The sequence below is a fragment of the Shinella pollutisoli genome (assembly GCF_024609765.1).
Lineage (GTDB): Bacteria > Pseudomonadota > Alphaproteobacteria > Rhizobiales > Rhizobiaceae > Shinella > Shinella pollutisoli.
The window spans coordinates 38,495-54,491 of sequence record NZ_JANFDG010000028.1 but is presented as its reverse complement, the minus strand read 5'-3'; the positions used below and the strand labels follow the sequence as shown (position 1 = coordinate 54,491).

Sequence of the window (15,997 nt, the reverse complement as noted above, 5' to 3'; positions counted from 1 at the left end):
TTGGACTAAGTCCTATATACTGAACTTTACACACGCCCCACTTGGTGTCAACCATTCCTTTGACGCGGACCCGACTTTATGGGTGGAGCGGTTCACGAGGGGGCAAGCGAGCGCGGGGAGACGATGGCGGAAAGCAAAGCGGAAGCATCGAGGGGCAGGGGCACCGACCGGGTGCTCGACATTCTTGATTTCCTGGCAGCGCGGGGAACGCCCTGCACCGTTCCGGAAATCTGCGTCGGGATATCGTCTCCCCGCTCCACCACCTATCTCCTGATCGAGCGGCTGGAGGCGCGCGGCTATCTGGAGAAGGTCGACAACAGCGCCTACCAGCTCGGCCGCAGCGTCGCCGTGCTGGGCAAGGTGGCGATGAAGCACCTCGACTTCGCGCGCTTCATCCGGGCCGCCGTGCAGCAGCTTGCCGCCGACGCCGACCAGCTCGCGGAATTCGTGGCGCTCGACAGCTGGAAGCAGCTCGTGCTGATGGCGGCGGTCGCCCGCCGGCCGAGCTACCTGCTGTCGGCCGAGGGAAGCCGGCACCCGCTGCCGCGAACGGCGTCGAGCCGGTTCCTGCTGCGCGATTTCGGCCGACAGGAGATCCTCGACAACATCGACGAGCGCGACTACGTGCTGCGCGACGGCTCGGTGATGACGCCGGACGCCTTCATCGCCTCGATCGAATCCGCGCGCGACAGCGACGTCTTCGCCCTTCACGGCCAGGTCGACCCTCATCTCGCCTGCATCGCCTCGCCCGTCCTCAACGCGGAAGGGCGCTGCCTGGCGACCATGAGCCTCGTCGTCCCGCTGGTCGATTTCGAGGGCCGGTTCGATTTCTATGCGGACCATACGCGCCGCATGGCAAAGGCCGTTTCCGAGCAGCTCTCGCTGATCCCGGCCGGACGGGAGGACATCCTCGGGCTTCTGCTGAAGGCGCGGACCGACTGACCGCGATCATTCCTCCGCGTCGCCGGGGGCCGCCATCCTGGCGTGCTGCTCGGCGAGCATGCCGGCGGGCGTGACGTTGGCGAGCGCGGACTGGAGCTTGTTCTTCCATCCCGAGACGACGTCGCCCTCGCCGTCCATCATGGCCCGGAAGCCGGTTTCCGCCACTTCGGCCGGATCGTCCTTCTCGGCCCGGCCCACCTCCGTGTCGAGCATGCCCGCCCGCTCGAAGAAGCGCGTGTCCGTCGCGCCCGGCATGAGGCAGGTGACGGTGATGCCGGTATCCTTCAGCTCGCGGCGCAGCGCGAAGGACAGGGAGTTCAGGAAGGCCTTCGTGCCGTTGTAGACGGCCTGGTAGGTGCCGGGGATGAAGCCGGCGATGGAGCCGGTTATCAGGATCCGTCCCTGCCCTCGGGCACGCATGCCGTTGCCGATCGCATGAATCAGGGCGAGCGTTCCGACGACGTTCGTGGCGACGACGTGCAGCGCCCTGTCGAGGTCCTGGTCGAGGAAGCCGCCTCCCAGCCCCGTTCCCGCGTTCGCGAGCAGGATGTCGACGGGCCGGCCCGTATCGGCGACGAAGCGCGCGTAACGCAGCGCCGCGTCCTTCGTCGACAGGTCGACCTGCATCGCGGAGACGACGGCGCCCGTCGTCCGCAGCATCTCGGCGGCGGCATCGATCTCCGGTTCGTCGGCGGCGATGACGAGATCATAGCCCTCCCGCGCGGCGATCTTCGCGAGTTCCAGGCCGATGCCGGAGGAGGCGCCGGTGACGACCGCAAGCCTGCGACCTTTCTCTTCCATGGTCCTGTCTCCCGGGTTCACGGCTTGAGGACGACCTTGATGCAGCCGTCCTTCTTGTCGCGGAATGTCTTGTAGAGCTCGGGCCCGTCTTCCAGGCCCGCGCGGTGGGTGATCACGAAGGAGGGATCGATGTCGCCCCGTTCGATGCGCTCCAGCAGGAGCGGCAGGTAGTGCTGGACGGGCGTCTGGGCCATCCTGAACGTGAGGCCCCGGTTGATCGCCGAACCCATCGGGATCTTGTCGAGGAAGCCGCCGTAGACGCCGACGACGGAGACCGTGCCGAAGTTGCGGCAGCAATGGATCGCCTGGCGCAGCACGTGCGGCCGGTCCGTCCCCATGAAGGTCGCCACCTTCACGCGGTCGACGAGCGCGTCGACGCCGGACATGGTGTCGGGCTCCGTGCCGACGGCATCGATGCAGGCATCGGCGCCGCGGCCATGGGTCAATTCCATGATGCGGTCGTAGATGTCCTCGGTGCGGAAATCGAGGACGAGCGCGCCGCCCGCCTCCGCCAGCGCCTTGCGCTCGGGAACGGTGTCGACGGCGATCACCCGCTCCGCGCCGAGCAGGAAGGCGCTCCTGATCGCCATCTGCCCGACCGGACCGCAGCCCCAGACGGCGATCGTGTCGCCCGGCTTGATGTCGCAGAATTCCGCCGCCATGTAGCCCGTCGGGAAGATGTCGGAGAGGAACAGGACCTGCTCGTCCGTCAATCCGTCCGGGACCTTGATCGGACCGACATCCGCATAGGGCACGCGCATGTACTCCGCCTGCCCGCCGCTGAAGCCGCCGAGCAGATGGGAATAGCCGAAGAGGCCGGCCGGCGAGTTGCCCCACAGCTTCGCCGCCTTCTCGCGGTTCGGGTTGGAGCGCTCGCAGCCGGAATAGTAGCCGCGCTCACAGAAGAAGCACTCGCCGCAGGCGATGGTGAAGGGGACCACGACCCGGTCGCCGACCTTGAGCTTGCCGTTGCCGGCCCCGACCTCGACCACCTCGCCCATCGTCTCGTGGCCGACGATGTCGCCGTGCTGCATGGAGGGAATGACGCCGTCGAAGATGTGCAGGTCGGAGCCGCAGATCGCACAGGCCGTCACCTTGATGATCGCGTCGCGGCTGTCCTCGATCTTCGGGTCCGGAACGCTCTCGCAGCGGATGTCGCTTTTTCCGTGCCAGGTCAGCGCCTTCATCGCCCGCCCTCCCATCCGGCACCTTCCGTTCCGGGGAACGGTGTCCGTTGTCGATGCGGCTGCGCCGGAATGGGATAGCGTATGTCGGTCATCTCGTTCTCCAAGCGTGGAAATCCAGGCCGTCGGGAAAAGGCCGGTCCGCCCGGCCTTGCCCGTCACTCGTCCAGGTCGCGTGCCATGTCGAGGTGCTGCTGCAGATGGGGAGCGGTCGCGGCGGCCCATGTCTTGAGGTCCGCGTTGCTGCCTTCCTCGCCGTAGCGCTTGAAGAGGTCGACGGCGTCCTCGTGCGCATCCACCTGCTTGTCGACGTAGTCCTCGGAGAATTCGGCGCCCTGCAGCTTACCGAGCTCCTGGAGGGCTTCCTGGTGATCCTCCGAAAGCGCGGTCGGAAGCTCGATGTCGAGCTTGGCGTTCTGCAGCAGCTGCTTGAGCTCGGCACTCGTCTTCTGATGGTCCTGCACCATCTTCTCGGCGAAGGCCTTCACCGGCCCCTGGGCGCGCTCGACGGCCAGCTTGCTCGACTCGATCTCGAACATGTCGCTTTGCGCGGCCATCCGCACGAAGTCCACCGTTTCGGGCGGAATGCCGAGCGCGGAGTTCACGCCGGTCTCTTCCGCGGTGCTCTGTGCGCTTGCCGGGGTGATCGCCGCCGCCAGAGCGAATGCCAGAATATAGGGTCTCATGTCGGTTCTCCTTTGCGTGATCCGAACCGGAGACCGCACGGATTGTTCCAAGCACGCTCCGCAGGCGCGGAGGAACTTTGCTCGTTCCAGGCAGTTTCGGCCGGAGAACCTCGGAGAACGGCGGGAGCGGCAAGTGGACCGATTGAGAGACAATGGCTTGACCATCACCCTGGCCGCCGCGACCGCCGCGACGCTGATCGGAATGCTGCTGACGGGGCTGTCGGTCTACAACGACGAGCTGGCGCAGCACCACCAGCCCCTGGTGACGCTCGCCGGCTACGTGCTCAGCGGACACTTCCTGTCCGCGGTGTTCGAGAACTGGGAGAGCGAGTTCCTGCAGATGTCGGCCTACGTGGTGCTGACGGCATTCCTCTTCCAGCGGGGCTCGGCGGAATCGCGGGACCCCGACGAAAGCGCCGAGCAGGACGAAGACCCCGCGCGCCATCGCAACGACCCGAACGCGCCGCTCCCGGTCCGCCTCGGCGGCGTGCCGCGCACGCTCTATTCCTACTCCCTCGGCATCGTCCTGTTCCTTCTCTTCGTTCTCAGCTTCGCCCTCCACCTGCAGGAAAGCGCCGTCGCCGAAGCGGCGGAGGCGCTGCGTCACGGGCAACCCGCGCCGACGCTCTGGCAGCACCTCGGCGGCGCGAAGTTCTGGTTCGAATCCTTCCAGAACTGGCAGTCCGAATTCCTGTCGACCGCCGTCATCGTGGTCCTCTCGATCTTCCTGCGGTTCCGCGGATCGCCGGAATCGAAGCCGGTCGCAGCCTCCCACACCCAGACCGGCGAATAGAGGCGCGCGCCCCGGGGGAACAATGTCCTGCCCGGGCAGTTGGAGACCGATCGGAACCAGGGACAAGGAGAGACGCGATGCCCCGCGGCGACAAATCCTCATATACCGACAAGCAGAAGCGCAAGGCCGAACATATCGAGGAAGGATACGAGAAGCGCGGCGTTTCCGAGAAGGAAGCCGAACGGCGCGCCTGGGCCACCGTGAACAAGGAGAGCGGGGGCGGCAAGAAATCCGGCGCCGGCCGCGGCCATCCCGAAAGCCATGCCTCTTCCGAAAAGGGCGGGCGGAAGGGCGGCGCGGCATCCGCGGCAAGGCCGAAGGCGGAGCGCTCCGCCTCCGCCAAGAAGGCGGCCGCGACCCGCAAGCGCAACGAGCAGCACGCCCATCACTGACGCCGCCGAGGCGGCGCCACCGGTCCGTCGACATCACGAAGCCTTCGAGGGCGTGCTCGGAGCTGGCATCCGCCGCCCTTCGCTATTCGGCGGAACGGGACAGGTCGCCGAGCGGGCTCTCCATCGCCGCCGCGGCGGCGAGAAGGCGGTCGTCGGCGTTCCTCGGCGCCGAGATGAGGAGCCCGACAGGCATTGCGCCCGCGCCGGTCCCGCAGGGTAGCGACACGCCGCACCAGTCGAGGAAGTTGCCGACGAGGGTATTGCGCAGCGTCTTCGCGTTCGCCTGGAAGAACAGCTCCTCGTCGTCGAGCAGCGGCTGGAGCGCCGGAGCGACATGCGGCAGCGTCGGGGCGATCAGCAGGCTGTCCGGCCCGAGCCGCGCCTCGAAGGCGGCCGTCAGCCGCTCGCGCGCGGCGAGCGTCTCCAGATAGTCGGCAAGCGTGATCTTCTCGCCGAGCAGCGTCCGCTTGACCACGCGGGAATCCATCTCGGCCGCCGCCGGCCCCTGGATGCGTTCGCGGTGCAGGACGAAGGCCTCGGCGGTGACGAGCGCACCGTGTTTCGCCATCAGCTCGAAGATCGCGGAGAATTCCGGGAAAGCCTGCCGGCGGATGCGCGCCCCTGCCCTCGCCAGCCGCTCGACGGCCGTTTCGAAGGCCGCCACGACCTCCGGCTCGGCTCCGTCGAAGAAGACGGTTTCGGGAATGACGAGGGAAAGATCGGCCGGGGCGGGGCGCGGCAGGGCCTCCGCCGCCGGCAGGCCGCGCATGGCCGCGTCGACGAGGACGGCGTCCTTGACGGTGCGGCAGAGCGGCCCGAGCGAATCGAGGCTCCTTGCAAGCGGAAACACGCCCTCCATCGGATAGCGGCCGCGCGAGGCCTTGTAGCCGACGATGCCGTTGAAGGCGGCGGGGATGCGCACAGAGCCGCCCGTATCCGTGCCGATCGAGACGGGCACGAGGCCGGCCGCCACGGCGACGCCCGAGCCCGAGGAGGAGCCGCCCGGAAGGCGATGCTCGCCGTCGGGCGAGGCGGGGTTGCGCGGCGTGCCGTAATGCGGATTGATGCCGAGGCCGGAGAAGGCGAACTCGCTCATGTTGACCCGCCCGACGCTGACCATGCCCGCGCCCGCCAGCGCGCGCACCACGGCCGCGTCCCTGCCGGCGGGCTCGGCGCCCCGGAGCACCCGCGAGCCGGCGGTTGTGGGCAGGCCCTCGATGTCGAACAGGTCCTTCCAGGCGATCGGCACGCCGTCGAGCGCGCCGAGCGACCGGCCCTCGCGCAGGCGGCGGCGGGCGGCCTCGGCCTCCCTCTTCGCGCGTTCCTTCGTAAGGCAGGTGAAGATCGCCGCGTCCGGGTGCGCCTCGATGGCATCAAGGGTCTCCTCGGCGAGCACGACGGGGTCGAGCGCCCCCGATTGCAGGAGCACGGAAAGCTGGGCGACCGAGCGCGGCGTCGGCATCGTCAAATATCCTTCTCTGCGCGTCCGACGAGCTGCATCCAGCGGCGGACAAGATAGTTGTGTTCATCCATGGTCGTGTTCCACACGGCGATGCCGTTGGCGCGCTGCCAGTAGGAGCCGCCGCTGCGCACCGCGCCGCGCTTGACGCGGACCGTCCCGTCGGGGCCGGGCAGGTCCTCGCGCGCGGGCAGGCCCTCGTACCAGTAGTCCCATTCGGCCGCGCTCATGTAGCGGCGCGAGCGCTCCGGGGTGGAGATGTAGTAACCCTGCCGGGCGACGACCGCCCCCGGCCAGCCGGAGATCCACCAGTTGAGATACTCGTAGGCGACGTCGAGCATGCGCCCGCCGAGGCGGCGCGACAGGCAGAGGCCCCCGTGCCAAGCGCGATAGCCCTCCGCCGGCGCGGCCTGCTCGACGGGAAAGCCCTGGCTGTTGAGGATGCCGATGCCGGTCGACCACATGCTCTGGATATCGGTCTCGCCGTCTATCATCAGGCGGGCGGCGTCCTCCGCGGTGCGCCAGAAGGAGCGGAAGAAGCCCGCCTTGCGCCTGGCCTCCAGGATATCCATCAACTGGTCGATCTCGGCGACGGTCATGTTGCCGACATTGCCGAAGCTCATGAGGCCGGCCGCCTGCGCGGCGAGCGCGGCGTCGAAGATGCCGATCGCCGGCTCGTCGACGAGCGCCGCCCGGCCGCTCCAGCGCTCGTCCAGCAAGGCCGCCCAGCTCGTCATCGGCTGCAGGTCGTCGACCACGTCGCGCCGGTAGGCGAAGCTGTCGAAATTGTGCGTCGTCGGCAGCATCGAGATGCGCCCGGTCGGCGTGTCGCCGAGCGCGAAAGACGGCTGGACGTAGAGCTTGCGGGCCGGCACGTCGCCCTGCCCCATGCGGGCGCTCGGGCCGATCTGCCCGGTTTTCGTCAGGTCGTTGATCTCGTCCCACAGCGCGATGCGGGAGATCTCGATCGGCTGGATCGCCCGCCAGTACCAGACGATGTCGAGATTGTGGAAGCACTGGTCGTAGATGTCGTAGCTGTCCGGCTCCTGCGCGGCCTTGTGCTGGGTGACGATGAAATCGTTGTTGTCGAAGCTGACCTCGATGCCGAGATCGGCCTCGGCCTTCACGCGCAGCTCCTCCAGCAGCGAGATCGCGGTGCCGAGCACGCGCAGCTTCGGCCGGCCCGCCGTGTGGACGGCCGGTGCTGCGGTTGCCGGTTTCGGGGAATGCTTGTTCATCAGGAACTCTGGACGTTGCGAACCTGCGCCGCTGCCTCCGGCTGTGCGCCCTCGCGCGTTTTCCCGGCACGCGCGAAGGCGTCAAAAGACCGTTTCAACAGGTTCGCGTCGAGACCGTCAACAATAAAGACGATGCGCGAGCCGCGCCCCTCCGGCGGCCAGGCGGCAAGATGCACCGGCGGATGGACGAGGTGCTGCACGCCGTGGATGGCGACCGGGCGCTCCTCGCCGGCGATGTCGAGGATGCCCTTCACCCGCAGCACCCGCTCGCCGTGGCGGTTGAGCAGCATGGTGAGCCAGACGCCGAAGCCGGTCCAGTCGACCGGCCCGTCGACGGCGACGACGAAGGAGGAGATGGCCGAGCGGTGCGCCGTGCCGTCCGCCGCAAGCAGCGTGGCGGGCGCGTCGCAATAGAAGCCGCTTGCCGATTGCAGCTTGCCCGCGCGATGCGCCTCCGTATCGCCGAGCAGGGTCTCGGCAGCGGGGCCGTCGGCGGTCGCGACATGGCGGACGGCGTCGGGATTGATCTGCGCCAGCCTTGCCATGAGGGCGGCCGGCACGGCGCCGTCGGCGGCGAGATCCGCCTTGGTGAGGACGATCCGGTCGGCGATCGCCGCCTGGCGGTTCGATTCGACATAGGTATCGAGCTGGGCGAGTCCGTTGACGGCGTCGACGGTCGTCACCACGCTGCCGGCGCGGAAATGATGGCGCAGCACCGGATCTGACTTCAGCGTCGACAGGACCGGGAACGGGTCGGCGAGCCCGGTGCTCTCGATCACCACGCGCGTGAAGGGCGGCACGAGGCCGCGTTCGCGCCTGGAATGGAGATCGCGCAGCGCATCGGCGAGCTCGCCGCGCACGGTGCAGCAGACGCAGCCGGACTGCAAAAGCACCATCGTCTCGTCGATCCGCTCGACCAGGTGATGGTCGAGGCCGACCTCGCCGAACTCGTTGATCAGCACGGCCGTGTCGGCGAGCGCGGGGTCGGCGAGCAGCCGCTTCAGGAGCGTCGTCTTGCCCGAGCCGAGGAAGCCGGTCAGCAGGTGGACGGGGGTGAAGACGGGCGCGTCAGCCATGCCCGTCCTCCTCCATGCGGCGGATGAGGTCTGGATCGAGCGGATCGCAGGCGCGGCCCGACAGCCGCTCGGCCGCCGGCCAGAGATGGCCGAGATCCTCGACGATCTCGCTCTTGCCGGTGCGTGTGGCGAGCACGAAGGACGAGCCCTGCCAGTCGGAAAGGCTCATGCCGAAGGCGGCCAGCACACGGTTGGCCGCGGCCACCCGCCGCGCACGCTCGCGCCGCCGGTCGATTCGCTCGACATTGCGCGTGAAGACGCCGGGCCGCGCGGCGGCATCCGTCCAGTGCTCGTTTCCACCGAGCACGCCGCAAAGCGAACACATGGCGCCTCCTTTCCGTTGCTTGGCTTGGCAAGGCCCCCTCATCCGCCTGCCGGCACCTTCTCCCCGATGGGGAGAAGGGGACGACGCGGCGCCCCGACTTCCTTCTCCCCTTGAGGAGAAGGTGGCTCGAAGGGCCGGATGAGGGGACCTTCCGTCATTTCTTCCGCGGGAAGCGCCTGGCGAAGTCGTCGGCGATCTCGTTCATCGTCACGAACTTCACGCCCGGATGCTTGATCATGTGCGCATAGAGGCGCTCCAGCATCATCAACACCTGCGGCCGGCCGGCCACGTCCGGATGGATGGTGATCGGGAAGACCGCATAGTCCATCTCGCGATAGACCCAGTCGAACTGGTCGCGCCACATCTCTTCGATGTCGTGCGGATTGACGAAGCCGTGGCTGTTCGGCGACTTCTTGATGAACATCATCGGCGGCAGGTCGTCGAGATACCAGGAGGCCGGGATCTCGATGAGGTCGGTCTCGTGGCCGCGCTTGAGCGGGACCATCCAGTCGGCCGGCTTCTTGGAATAGTCGATCTTCGTCCAGCTGTCGCCGACGCGCACGTAATAGGGCGTGAAGTCCTTGTGCATCAGCGAGTGGTCGTACTTGATGCCGCGTTCCAGCAGCAGCTCGTTGGTGACGTTGGAGAATTCCCACCAGGGCGCGACATAGCCGGTCGGCCGCTTGCCGGAGAGCTTGGTGACGAGCTCGATGCACTTGTCGAGCACCTCCGTCTCCTGCTCGCGGGTCATGGCGATCGGGTTCTCGTGGCTGTAGCCGTGGATGCCGATCTCGTGGCCGGCGTCCGCCACCGCCTGCATCTCGTCGGGGAAGGTCTCGATCGAGTGGCCGGGGATGAACCAGGTCGTCTTGATGCCGAAGCGCTCGAAGAGCTTCAGGAGCCGCGGGCTGCCGACCTCGCCGGCGAAGAGGCCGCGCGAGATGTCGTCCGGCGAATCCTCGCCGCCATAGGAGCCGAGCCATCCGGCCACGGCATCGACGTCGATGCCGAAACTGCAAAAAATTTCCTTCGCCATGGGTATCTCTCCTTTGGTTTTCCCTGATTTTTGAAGCGTCCTAAGCGGGAATGACCGTCGCCTCGGCGGGGTTCCAGCTCAGGAACACCTGGCTTCCGGCCGGAAAATCGCCCGGCCGGTACTTGTCGACATGGGCTTCCAGCGCGACGGCCCGCCCGTCCTCGAGGCGCGCCGTCAGATGGGCGATGTGGCCGACCACCTCGGAGCGCTCGATGCGGGCGTCGACGAGGTTGCGCGCATGGCCAAGCGCTTCGCGCCGGCCGGCGGCATGGACTTCGATCGCCTCGGCCGGGACGACGAGGCTGACGCGGCTTTTGCCCGAAAGCGCGCCGTTGGCCCGGCCTGCGAGCGTGCCGATGCCGGTCGTCACCACGACGTCGTCGCCCTCGTTGCCGGCGACCTCGCCGGAAAGCACGGTGTTGCGGCCGATGAACTGCGCCACGAAGGGCGTGTTGGGGCGCGTGTAGAGCTGGTGCGGCGGGCTCACCTGCTCGATGCGGCCCTGGTTCATCACCACGATGCGGTCGGAGAGCGCGAGCGCCTCCGACTGGGCATGGGTGACGAAGACGAAGGTGATGCCGAGGCTCTTCTGCAGGAGCTTCAGCTCGTTCTGGATCGCCTTCCTGAGATTGGCGTCGAGCGCGCCGAGCGGCTCGTCGAGCAGCAGGATGTCGGGCTCGACGACGAGGCCGCGGGCGAGCGCGATGCGCTGGCGCTGGCCGCCGGAGAGCTTGTCGGGCTTCCGCCCGGCGATGTCCTCCAGCCCCAGCGTCGCGAGGATGCGGTCCACCTTCGCCTCGCGCTCGGCCCTGGGCATGCCCTTCACCTCCAGCCCGTAGCCGACATTGCGGTGCACGGTCATGTGCGGGAAGAGCGCGTAGTTCTGGAAGATCATCGATGTCGGACGGCGCTGCGGCGGCACGTCGTTCATACGCTCGCCGCGGATCAGCATGTCGCCGGAGGAGATGCTCTCGAAGCCGGCGATCATGCGCAGCGTCGTCGTCTTGCCGCAGCCGGACGGCCCGAGGAAGGCGATGAACTCGCCCTTGGCGACCGACAGGTTGAAGTCGATGACGGCCGGCGTGCCGTTGTCGTAGACCTTGCCGACATTGTTGAGTTCCAGGTCGAATATCATGGGGCGTCTCCCGAACGGATCGGTCGGGGACCGGGGCGGATGCCCCGGTCCTCAAGTCTTGGGATCATGCGTTGAGGAACTCGTCCCACTTCTGGATCAGGTGGTCGTATTCGTCCGGCCACTGGTGCCAGTAGGCGACGTTCTTGGAGCGCTCCTCCAGCGAGCCGCCGTCGCGGAGGTCCCCCTCCTTGATGCCGCGCTCCTCGGCACCGACCCAGGGCTTGCCCTCGTACCAGAAGGCGTATTTCTCCGGCGCCATGACGTCCTTGATATTGGTCGACGGCGAGTAGTAGCCCTGCTCGGAGACGGTGATGCCCGGCTCGCCCGACAGCCAGTAGTCGGCATAGGCGATGACGGCCTCGCGGTTGGTCGTGCCGGCGATCATCGACGGGCCGATCGCCCAGCCGCGATAGCCTTCCTTCGGCACGGCGTACTTGCAGGGCTTGCCCTGCGCCTTGACGGCCATGACGGCGGGCTGCCAGGCGTCGCTGACGACCATCTCGCCCGAGGCCATGAGGTTGACCAGCTCGCCGAAATCGCCCCAGAGCGCGCGGAACTGGCCTTCCTTCTTCTTCGAGACGAGGAAGGCGGCAGCCTCGTCAATCTCGGCGGCGGTGGGGTTGCCGGGATTCTTGACGTCGGAGAGGCCCAGCGTGTTCATCGCCATGATGGCCTGGCCGAAGGCGATCAGCGGGTCGGTGTTGAGGCCGGACTTGCCCTTCCACTTCGGATCGAAGATCGACGTCCAGGTGTTGGCCTCCTCCTCGGAGAGCACATCCGGGTTGTAGCCGATCGAGTCGTAGTTGTAGACGGCCGGCACCATGTTCAGCACGGACTGGGCCTCGTCCGCCCAGATCTGGCCGACGATCTGCGCGGCGCGGTCCCACTTCGCGTCGGGCGTCGTAAAGGTGTCGCGGATGTTCGCCCAGTTCTTGAGCGAGGCCGCCGGGATCGGCTCGACATTGTCGGTCATGACGATGGCGGGCAGGCGCTCGGCGATGATCTCCCAGCAGTCGTAGTCCTTCGAGCCCGAGAGGATCTTGGTCTGCGCGTCCGGAAAGGTCGCGGCCGTGCCGGAGGTGGAGCCGACGCCGGAGAGCTTCTTGAACTCCTCCAGGATGCGTTCCTGCACCGTCACCGACAGGCCGATGGTGCGAAGCTGCTGGCCGGCGAGGTCTGCACCTTGAGCATAGGCCGCGCGCGAGGACAGGAAGGGCGTGCCGCCGCCCATGGCGAGTGCCATCATGCCGGCCGAGCGCTTCAGCAGCGAGCGGCGATTGATTTGCGACTTCAACATGTTCTCTTCTCCAGTTTTGTTTGTCGTTCCCCGGAGCCGCGCCCCCGCGACCCCTCGTTACCCCGCCGCGGCGCTACCCTTCGCCGTGACGGAGCGGTTCAGTACCGGCCCACGAGCAGGCCGCCATCCACGACCAGCACCTGGCCGGTCATGTATCTCGCGCTGTCGGAGGCGAGGAACGCGGCGACATCGGCGATGTCCTCCGGCGTCCCGAGCCGCCCCATCGGAATGAACTCCGCCGCCTTCTCCGCGCCCGCGGGCCCGAGCGAGTTCTCCTCGGAGAGGAGCTGGGCGGTGCGGATGTAGCCGGGCGCGATGCCGTTCACCCGCACGCCGTCGCGCGCCATCTCGACCGCCAGCCCCCGCACGAGGCCGACGACGCCGGACTTGGCGGCGGAATAGTGCACGTGCTCGTCCCAGCCGTAGGCGACGCCCATGATCGAGGAGAGCGCGACTATGGCGCCCGAGCCGCGGGCGCGCATGCCCGGTGCCGCCGCCCGCACGAGGCGGAAGATGCCCTTGAGGTCGATGTCGAAGGTGAGGTCCCACTTCTCGTCGGTGAGCTCGGCAAGCGGCGTGCGGTGGGCGATGCCGGCATTGGCGACGATCACGTCGATCCTGCCGTGGCGCGCCTCGACATCGGCGACGAGCCGGTCGGCCGCCTCGGTGGAGCGCACGTCGTAGAAGCGGAACTCGGCCGAGCCGCCGGCAGCATTGATGGCCTCGGCCGTCTCGCGGCCCTCCTTCTCCAGGATGTCTGTGACGACGACGTGGTCGCTGAGCGCCCCGAAGGCCTTTGCCGTCGCCTGACCGATGCCGATGCCGGCGCCGGTGACGATGACGATACGGTGTGTCTGTGCGGTCATGGATGTCTCCGGATTCAAAGGGGAGTGATCGCGTGCGGCGGGACGTCGCCGCGTCTGCCCTTCTCCCCGCCGGGGAGAAGGTGCCGGCAGGCGGATGAGGGGGATGCCGAAGGCAAAGGTTTTCGTTGCAAAACCCCCTCATCCGACCCTTCGGGCCACCTTCTCCCCGGCGGGGAGAAGGGCAGATGCGGCAAACGGTTCATCCGATAGGCGAACATCCTCGGGGTCACAGCATCACATCTCCGCTGTTCGGTCCGAGCGTCTGTCCGACGAAGAGGCTGGCGGCGGGCGAGGCGAGGAAGGCGACGGCCTCGGCCACCTCCTCCGGTTCGCCGAAGCGGCCGAGCGGCAGCTCCGCGCGCTTGGCGGCACGCCAGTCCTCCGACAGCGCCATGACCAGCGGCGTGTTGATCGGCCCGGGTGCGACCGCATTGACGCGCACGCCGCGGGCGGAGACCTCGCGGGCGAGCGCTTTCGTCATGCCGATGATCGCCGCCTTGGCACCGGAATAGTGGACGAGCTCGACGCCGCCGATCTGGCCGAGCTGCGAGGCGACGTTGACGACGATGCCCTCGCCGGCGGAAAGCATCGCCGGCAGCACCGCCTTGGTCATCAGGAAGGTGCCGCGCACGTGCACGGCGAACATCCGGTCGAAATCGCCGACCGTCAGGTCCTCGAACAGCGCCTGGTGGACGATGCCGGCATTGTTGACGAGGAGCCCCACGTCGCCATGGGCGGCGACTGCGGCTGCATGGATGGCGCCGGCATCCGCCTCCGCCGAGACGTCGCCCGCCACGGCCGCAGCCTTGCCGCCCGCCGCGCGAATCTCGCCGGCCAGGGCCTCGGCGCGTTCGAGCGAGAGATCGTTCACCGTCACCGCATGGCCGACGACGGCGAGCTTGACGGCGATGGCGCGGCCGATGCCGGAGCCGGCACCGGTAACGATTGCGGGACGGGCCGGCATCACGCTTCCTCCTGGATCGCGAAGCGCTTGGCGCGGCGCACCGACAGGCCCATCAGCACCGCATAGGTGCCGAGCAGCGCGAAGGAGAACAGCGTCGTCAGCACGCCGAAGGCGAAGACGTTGGGATGCACCTCCACCGAGAAGGTGCCGTAGATGGCGAGCGGCAGCGTCAGGTCCCGGCCCGAGGCGAAGAGCGTGCGCGAGAACTCGTCGTAGGAGAGCGTGAAGGCGAAGAGCATGGCCGACAGCACGCCCGGGAAGATCAGCGGGAAGGTGATCTTGCGGAAGGTGCGCCCCGGCGTGACGCCGAGCGACCAGGCGGCCTCCTCGACCGACGGGTCGAAGCGGTTGAAGATCGCCAGCATCACCAGGAAGGCGAAGGGGAAGGTGTAGACGACGTGCAGCACGAAGGCGGTGCCCCACCAGTGCCGGTCGATGCCGAGCGTGTTGGCGACGAGCGCCATGCCGAGGCCGACCAGCACGCCGGGAACCATCATGCCGAGCACGATCAGGTAGAAGACGACGCCCGAGCCGCGGAACTTCTTGCGGAAGGCCTGGGCGGCGGTGACGCCGAGCACGGTCGAGACGATCATGGTCATGACGGCGAGCGTCAGCGACCGGACCAGCGCCTGCTCGATCGGCAGCGGCGCGATGCGCGACGGCGGGGTGAGCCCGAAGAGGTGCTTGTACCAGTAGGTCGACCATTCGATGATCGGGAACTGCGGCCCGCCCTCCGGCCCGGTCTGGAAGGAGAGGATCGCCAGCACCGCGAGCGGACCGTAGAGGAAGACGATGAACAGCGCCGTGTAGAGGCCGAGGCCGAACTTGATGCCGGTGGCGTTCATGGTCAGAGCTCCTTCCTGAGGTCGACGACCCTCAGCAGCGCGGCGACGACCGCGCCCATCAGGATGGTCAGGACGACGCCGGCGACGGCGGCGAAGGCCCATTTGAGCGAACCCACCTGGGTGACGATGATGTTGCCGAGCAGGTTGACCTTGCGGCCGGAGAGCGCCGCGGAGGTCGCGAACTCGCCGAGCACCATGACGGAGACGAAGATCGCGCCGACCACCACGCCGGGCATGGAGAGCGGCAGGATGATGGTGCGCAGGATGCGCCAGAAGCCGGCGCCGAGATCCTGCGCCGCCTCGATCACCGCGGGGTCGATGCGGCCCAGCATGAAGGCGATCGGCCCGACCATGAAGACGCAGTAGATCTGCGTCATGCCGATGATGACCGACAGTTCGGAAAAGAGCAGCACCTCGATCGGCTGGTCGATGACGCCGAGCGACATCAGGATCATGTTGATCGCCCCCTCCTTGCCGAGCATCGGCCGCCAGGCGAGCACGCGGATCAGGAAGGAGGTCCAGAAGGGGATGACGCAGAGCACGAGCAGCACCGTCGAGAGCGTCTTGTTCCGGACGAAGAGCCCGACGAAGAGTGCGGCCGGATAGCCGACGAGGAGGGTGGAGGCGAGCACGACCAGCCAGATGCGGATCGTCGTCCACAGTGCGCCGAGATAGGTGTCGCTGGAGAAGAAGGTGACCCAGCTCTTCAGCGTCAGCGTCGGCTCGATCTTGAAGGTCGTCTGCGTCCAGAAGGACACGTAGACCATCATCAGGATCGGCGCGACGAGGAAGAGCAGCATCCATATGACGCCGGGAGCGAGCAGCCAGAACGTGCGGTCGGGCTGCTTGCGCGTGCTGGTTTCCGCCGTTTCGGCAGCGGTGTCATGGCTGGTGGCGGCCATCGTCATTCTCGTTCTCCGATGGGGCAAGGGCAGACGGACAAAGGGCATGAGGCGAC

At 67.6% G+C, this 15,997-nt stretch carries 17 protein-coding genes; 3 read left to right on the top strand and 14 right to left on the bottom strand.

Features of this window, described 5'->3' with window-relative positions; all coding sequences use genetic code 11:
- Nucleotides 1-123: 123 nt before the first annotated feature.
- Complete coding sequence (locus tag NNZ72_RS20295; RefSeq protein WP_257317396.1) at nucleotides 124-942, top strand: IclR family transcriptional regulator; 819 nt, start codon at nucleotides 124-126, stop codon at nucleotides 940-942.
- 6 nt (nucleotides 943-948) lie between these two features.
- Here NNZ72_RS20295 and NNZ72_RS20290 read toward each other — a convergent pair whose 3' ends face one another.
- The 3 genes from NNZ72_RS20290 to NNZ72_RS20280 form a co-directional block, all read right to left on the bottom strand.
- Nucleotides 949-1,743 (bottom strand): SDR family NAD(P)-dependent oxidoreductase, encoded by a 795-nt coding sequence (locus NNZ72_RS20290; protein WP_257317395.1) that lies wholly within the window; start codon nucleotides 1,741-1,743, stop codon nucleotides 949-951.
- A 17-nt stretch (nucleotides 1,744-1,760) separates the two neighbouring features.
- Nucleotides 1,761-2,930 (bottom strand): zinc-dependent alcohol dehydrogenase, encoded by a 1,170-nt coding sequence (locus NNZ72_RS20285; protein ID WP_257317394.1) that lies wholly within the window; start codon nucleotides 2,928-2,930, stop codon nucleotides 1,761-1,763.
- Nucleotides 2,931-3,085: 155 nt separating this feature from the next.
- Nucleotides 3,086-3,613 (bottom strand): DUF4142 domain-containing protein, encoded by a 528-nt coding sequence (locus NNZ72_RS20280; protein ID WP_257317393.1) that lies wholly within the window; start codon nucleotides 3,611-3,613, stop codon nucleotides 3,086-3,088.
- Nucleotides 3,614-3,746: 133 nt separating this feature from the next.
- Here NNZ72_RS20280 and NNZ72_RS20275 point away from each other — a divergent pair, with 133 nt between their 5' ends.
- On the top strand, nucleotides 3,747-4,406 hold the full coding sequence (locus tag NNZ72_RS20275; protein ID WP_257317392.1) for a DUF6766 family protein: 660 nt from the start codon (nucleotides 3,747-3,749) through the stop codon (nucleotides 4,404-4,406).
- Between the two features lie 77 nt (nucleotides 4,407-4,483).
- A complete protein-coding gene (locus tag NNZ72_RS20270; RefSeq protein WP_257317391.1) occupies nucleotides 4,484-4,798 on the top strand; it encodes a plasmid stabilization protein in 315 nt (104 codons plus the stop codon).
- 82 nt (nucleotides 4,799-4,880) lie between these two features.
- On the opposite strand, the gene NNZ72_RS20265 is transcribed toward NNZ72_RS20270, so the two are convergent.
- From NNZ72_RS20265 to NNZ72_RS20215, 11 genes are all read right to left on the bottom strand, one after another.
- Nucleotides 4,881-6,260 (bottom strand): amidase, encoded by a 1,380-nt coding sequence (locus tag NNZ72_RS20265; protein ID WP_257317390.1) that lies wholly within the window; start codon nucleotides 6,258-6,260, stop codon nucleotides 4,881-4,883.
- 2 nt (nucleotides 6,261-6,262) lie between these two features.
- Nucleotides 6,263-7,495, bottom strand: coding sequence for an ABC transporter substrate-binding protein (locus tag NNZ72_RS20260; protein ID WP_257317389.1), 1,233 nt, complete (start codon nucleotides 7,493-7,495; stop codon nucleotides 6,263-6,265).
- Nucleotides 7,495-8,571, bottom strand: a complete 1,077-nt coding sequence (locus NNZ72_RS20255) for a CobW family GTP-binding protein (protein ID WP_257317387.1) — start codon at nucleotides 8,569-8,571, stop codon at nucleotides 7,495-7,497. Before NNZ72_RS20255 ends, NNZ72_RS20260 begins: the two co-directional genes overlap by 1 nt.
- On the bottom strand, nucleotides 8,564-8,896 hold the full coding sequence (locus NNZ72_RS20250) for a hypothetical protein (RefSeq protein ID WP_257317384.1): 333 nt from the start codon (nucleotides 8,894-8,896) through the stop codon (nucleotides 8,564-8,566). Before NNZ72_RS20250 ends, NNZ72_RS20255 begins: the two co-directional genes overlap by 8 nt.
- Nucleotides 8,897-9,050: 154 nt before the next feature.
- Nucleotides 9,051-9,932, bottom strand: coding sequence for a polysaccharide deacetylase family protein (locus NNZ72_RS20245; RefSeq protein ID WP_257317383.1), 882 nt, complete (start codon nucleotides 9,930-9,932; stop codon nucleotides 9,051-9,053).
- Between the two features lie 40 nt (nucleotides 9,933-9,972).
- Nucleotides 9,973-11,067 carry an ABC transporter ATP-binding protein gene (locus tag NNZ72_RS20240; protein WP_257317381.1) on the bottom strand — a complete coding sequence of 365 codons (1,095 nt, stop codon included), beginning with the start codon at nucleotides 11,065-11,067 and terminating at the stop codon, nucleotides 9,973-9,975.
- A gap of 64 nt (nucleotides 11,068-11,131) precedes the next feature.
- Nucleotides 11,132-12,364 (bottom strand): ABC transporter substrate-binding protein, encoded by a 1,233-nt coding sequence (locus tag NNZ72_RS20235; RefSeq protein WP_257317379.1) that lies wholly within the window; start codon nucleotides 12,362-12,364, stop codon nucleotides 11,132-11,134.
- A gap of 98 nt (nucleotides 12,365-12,462) precedes the next feature.
- The gene (locus tag NNZ72_RS20230) at nucleotides 12,463-13,230 is read right to left on the bottom strand and encodes an SDR family NAD(P)-dependent oxidoreductase (protein ID WP_257317377.1); all 768 of its coding nucleotides are present in this window, start codon (nucleotides 13,228-13,230) and stop codon (nucleotides 12,463-12,465) included.
- 226 nt (nucleotides 13,231-13,456) lie between these two features.
- Nucleotides 13,457-14,194, bottom strand: a complete 738-nt coding sequence (locus tag NNZ72_RS20225; protein ID WP_257317375.1) for an SDR family NAD(P)-dependent oxidoreductase — start codon at nucleotides 14,192-14,194, stop codon at nucleotides 13,457-13,459.
- Nucleotides 14,194-15,039 (bottom strand): ABC transporter permease, encoded by an 846-nt coding sequence (locus NNZ72_RS20220; RefSeq protein ID WP_257317373.1) that lies wholly within the window; start codon nucleotides 15,037-15,039, stop codon nucleotides 14,194-14,196. The genes NNZ72_RS20225 and NNZ72_RS20220 overlap by 1 nt, the downstream gene beginning before the upstream one ends.
- A gap of 2 nt (nucleotides 15,040-15,041) precedes the next feature.
- On the bottom strand, nucleotides 15,042-15,947 hold the full coding sequence (locus tag NNZ72_RS20215; RefSeq protein ID WP_257317370.1) for an ABC transporter permease: 906 nt from the start codon (nucleotides 15,945-15,947) through the stop codon (nucleotides 15,042-15,044).
- Nucleotides 15,948-15,997: the final 50 nt, after the last annotated feature.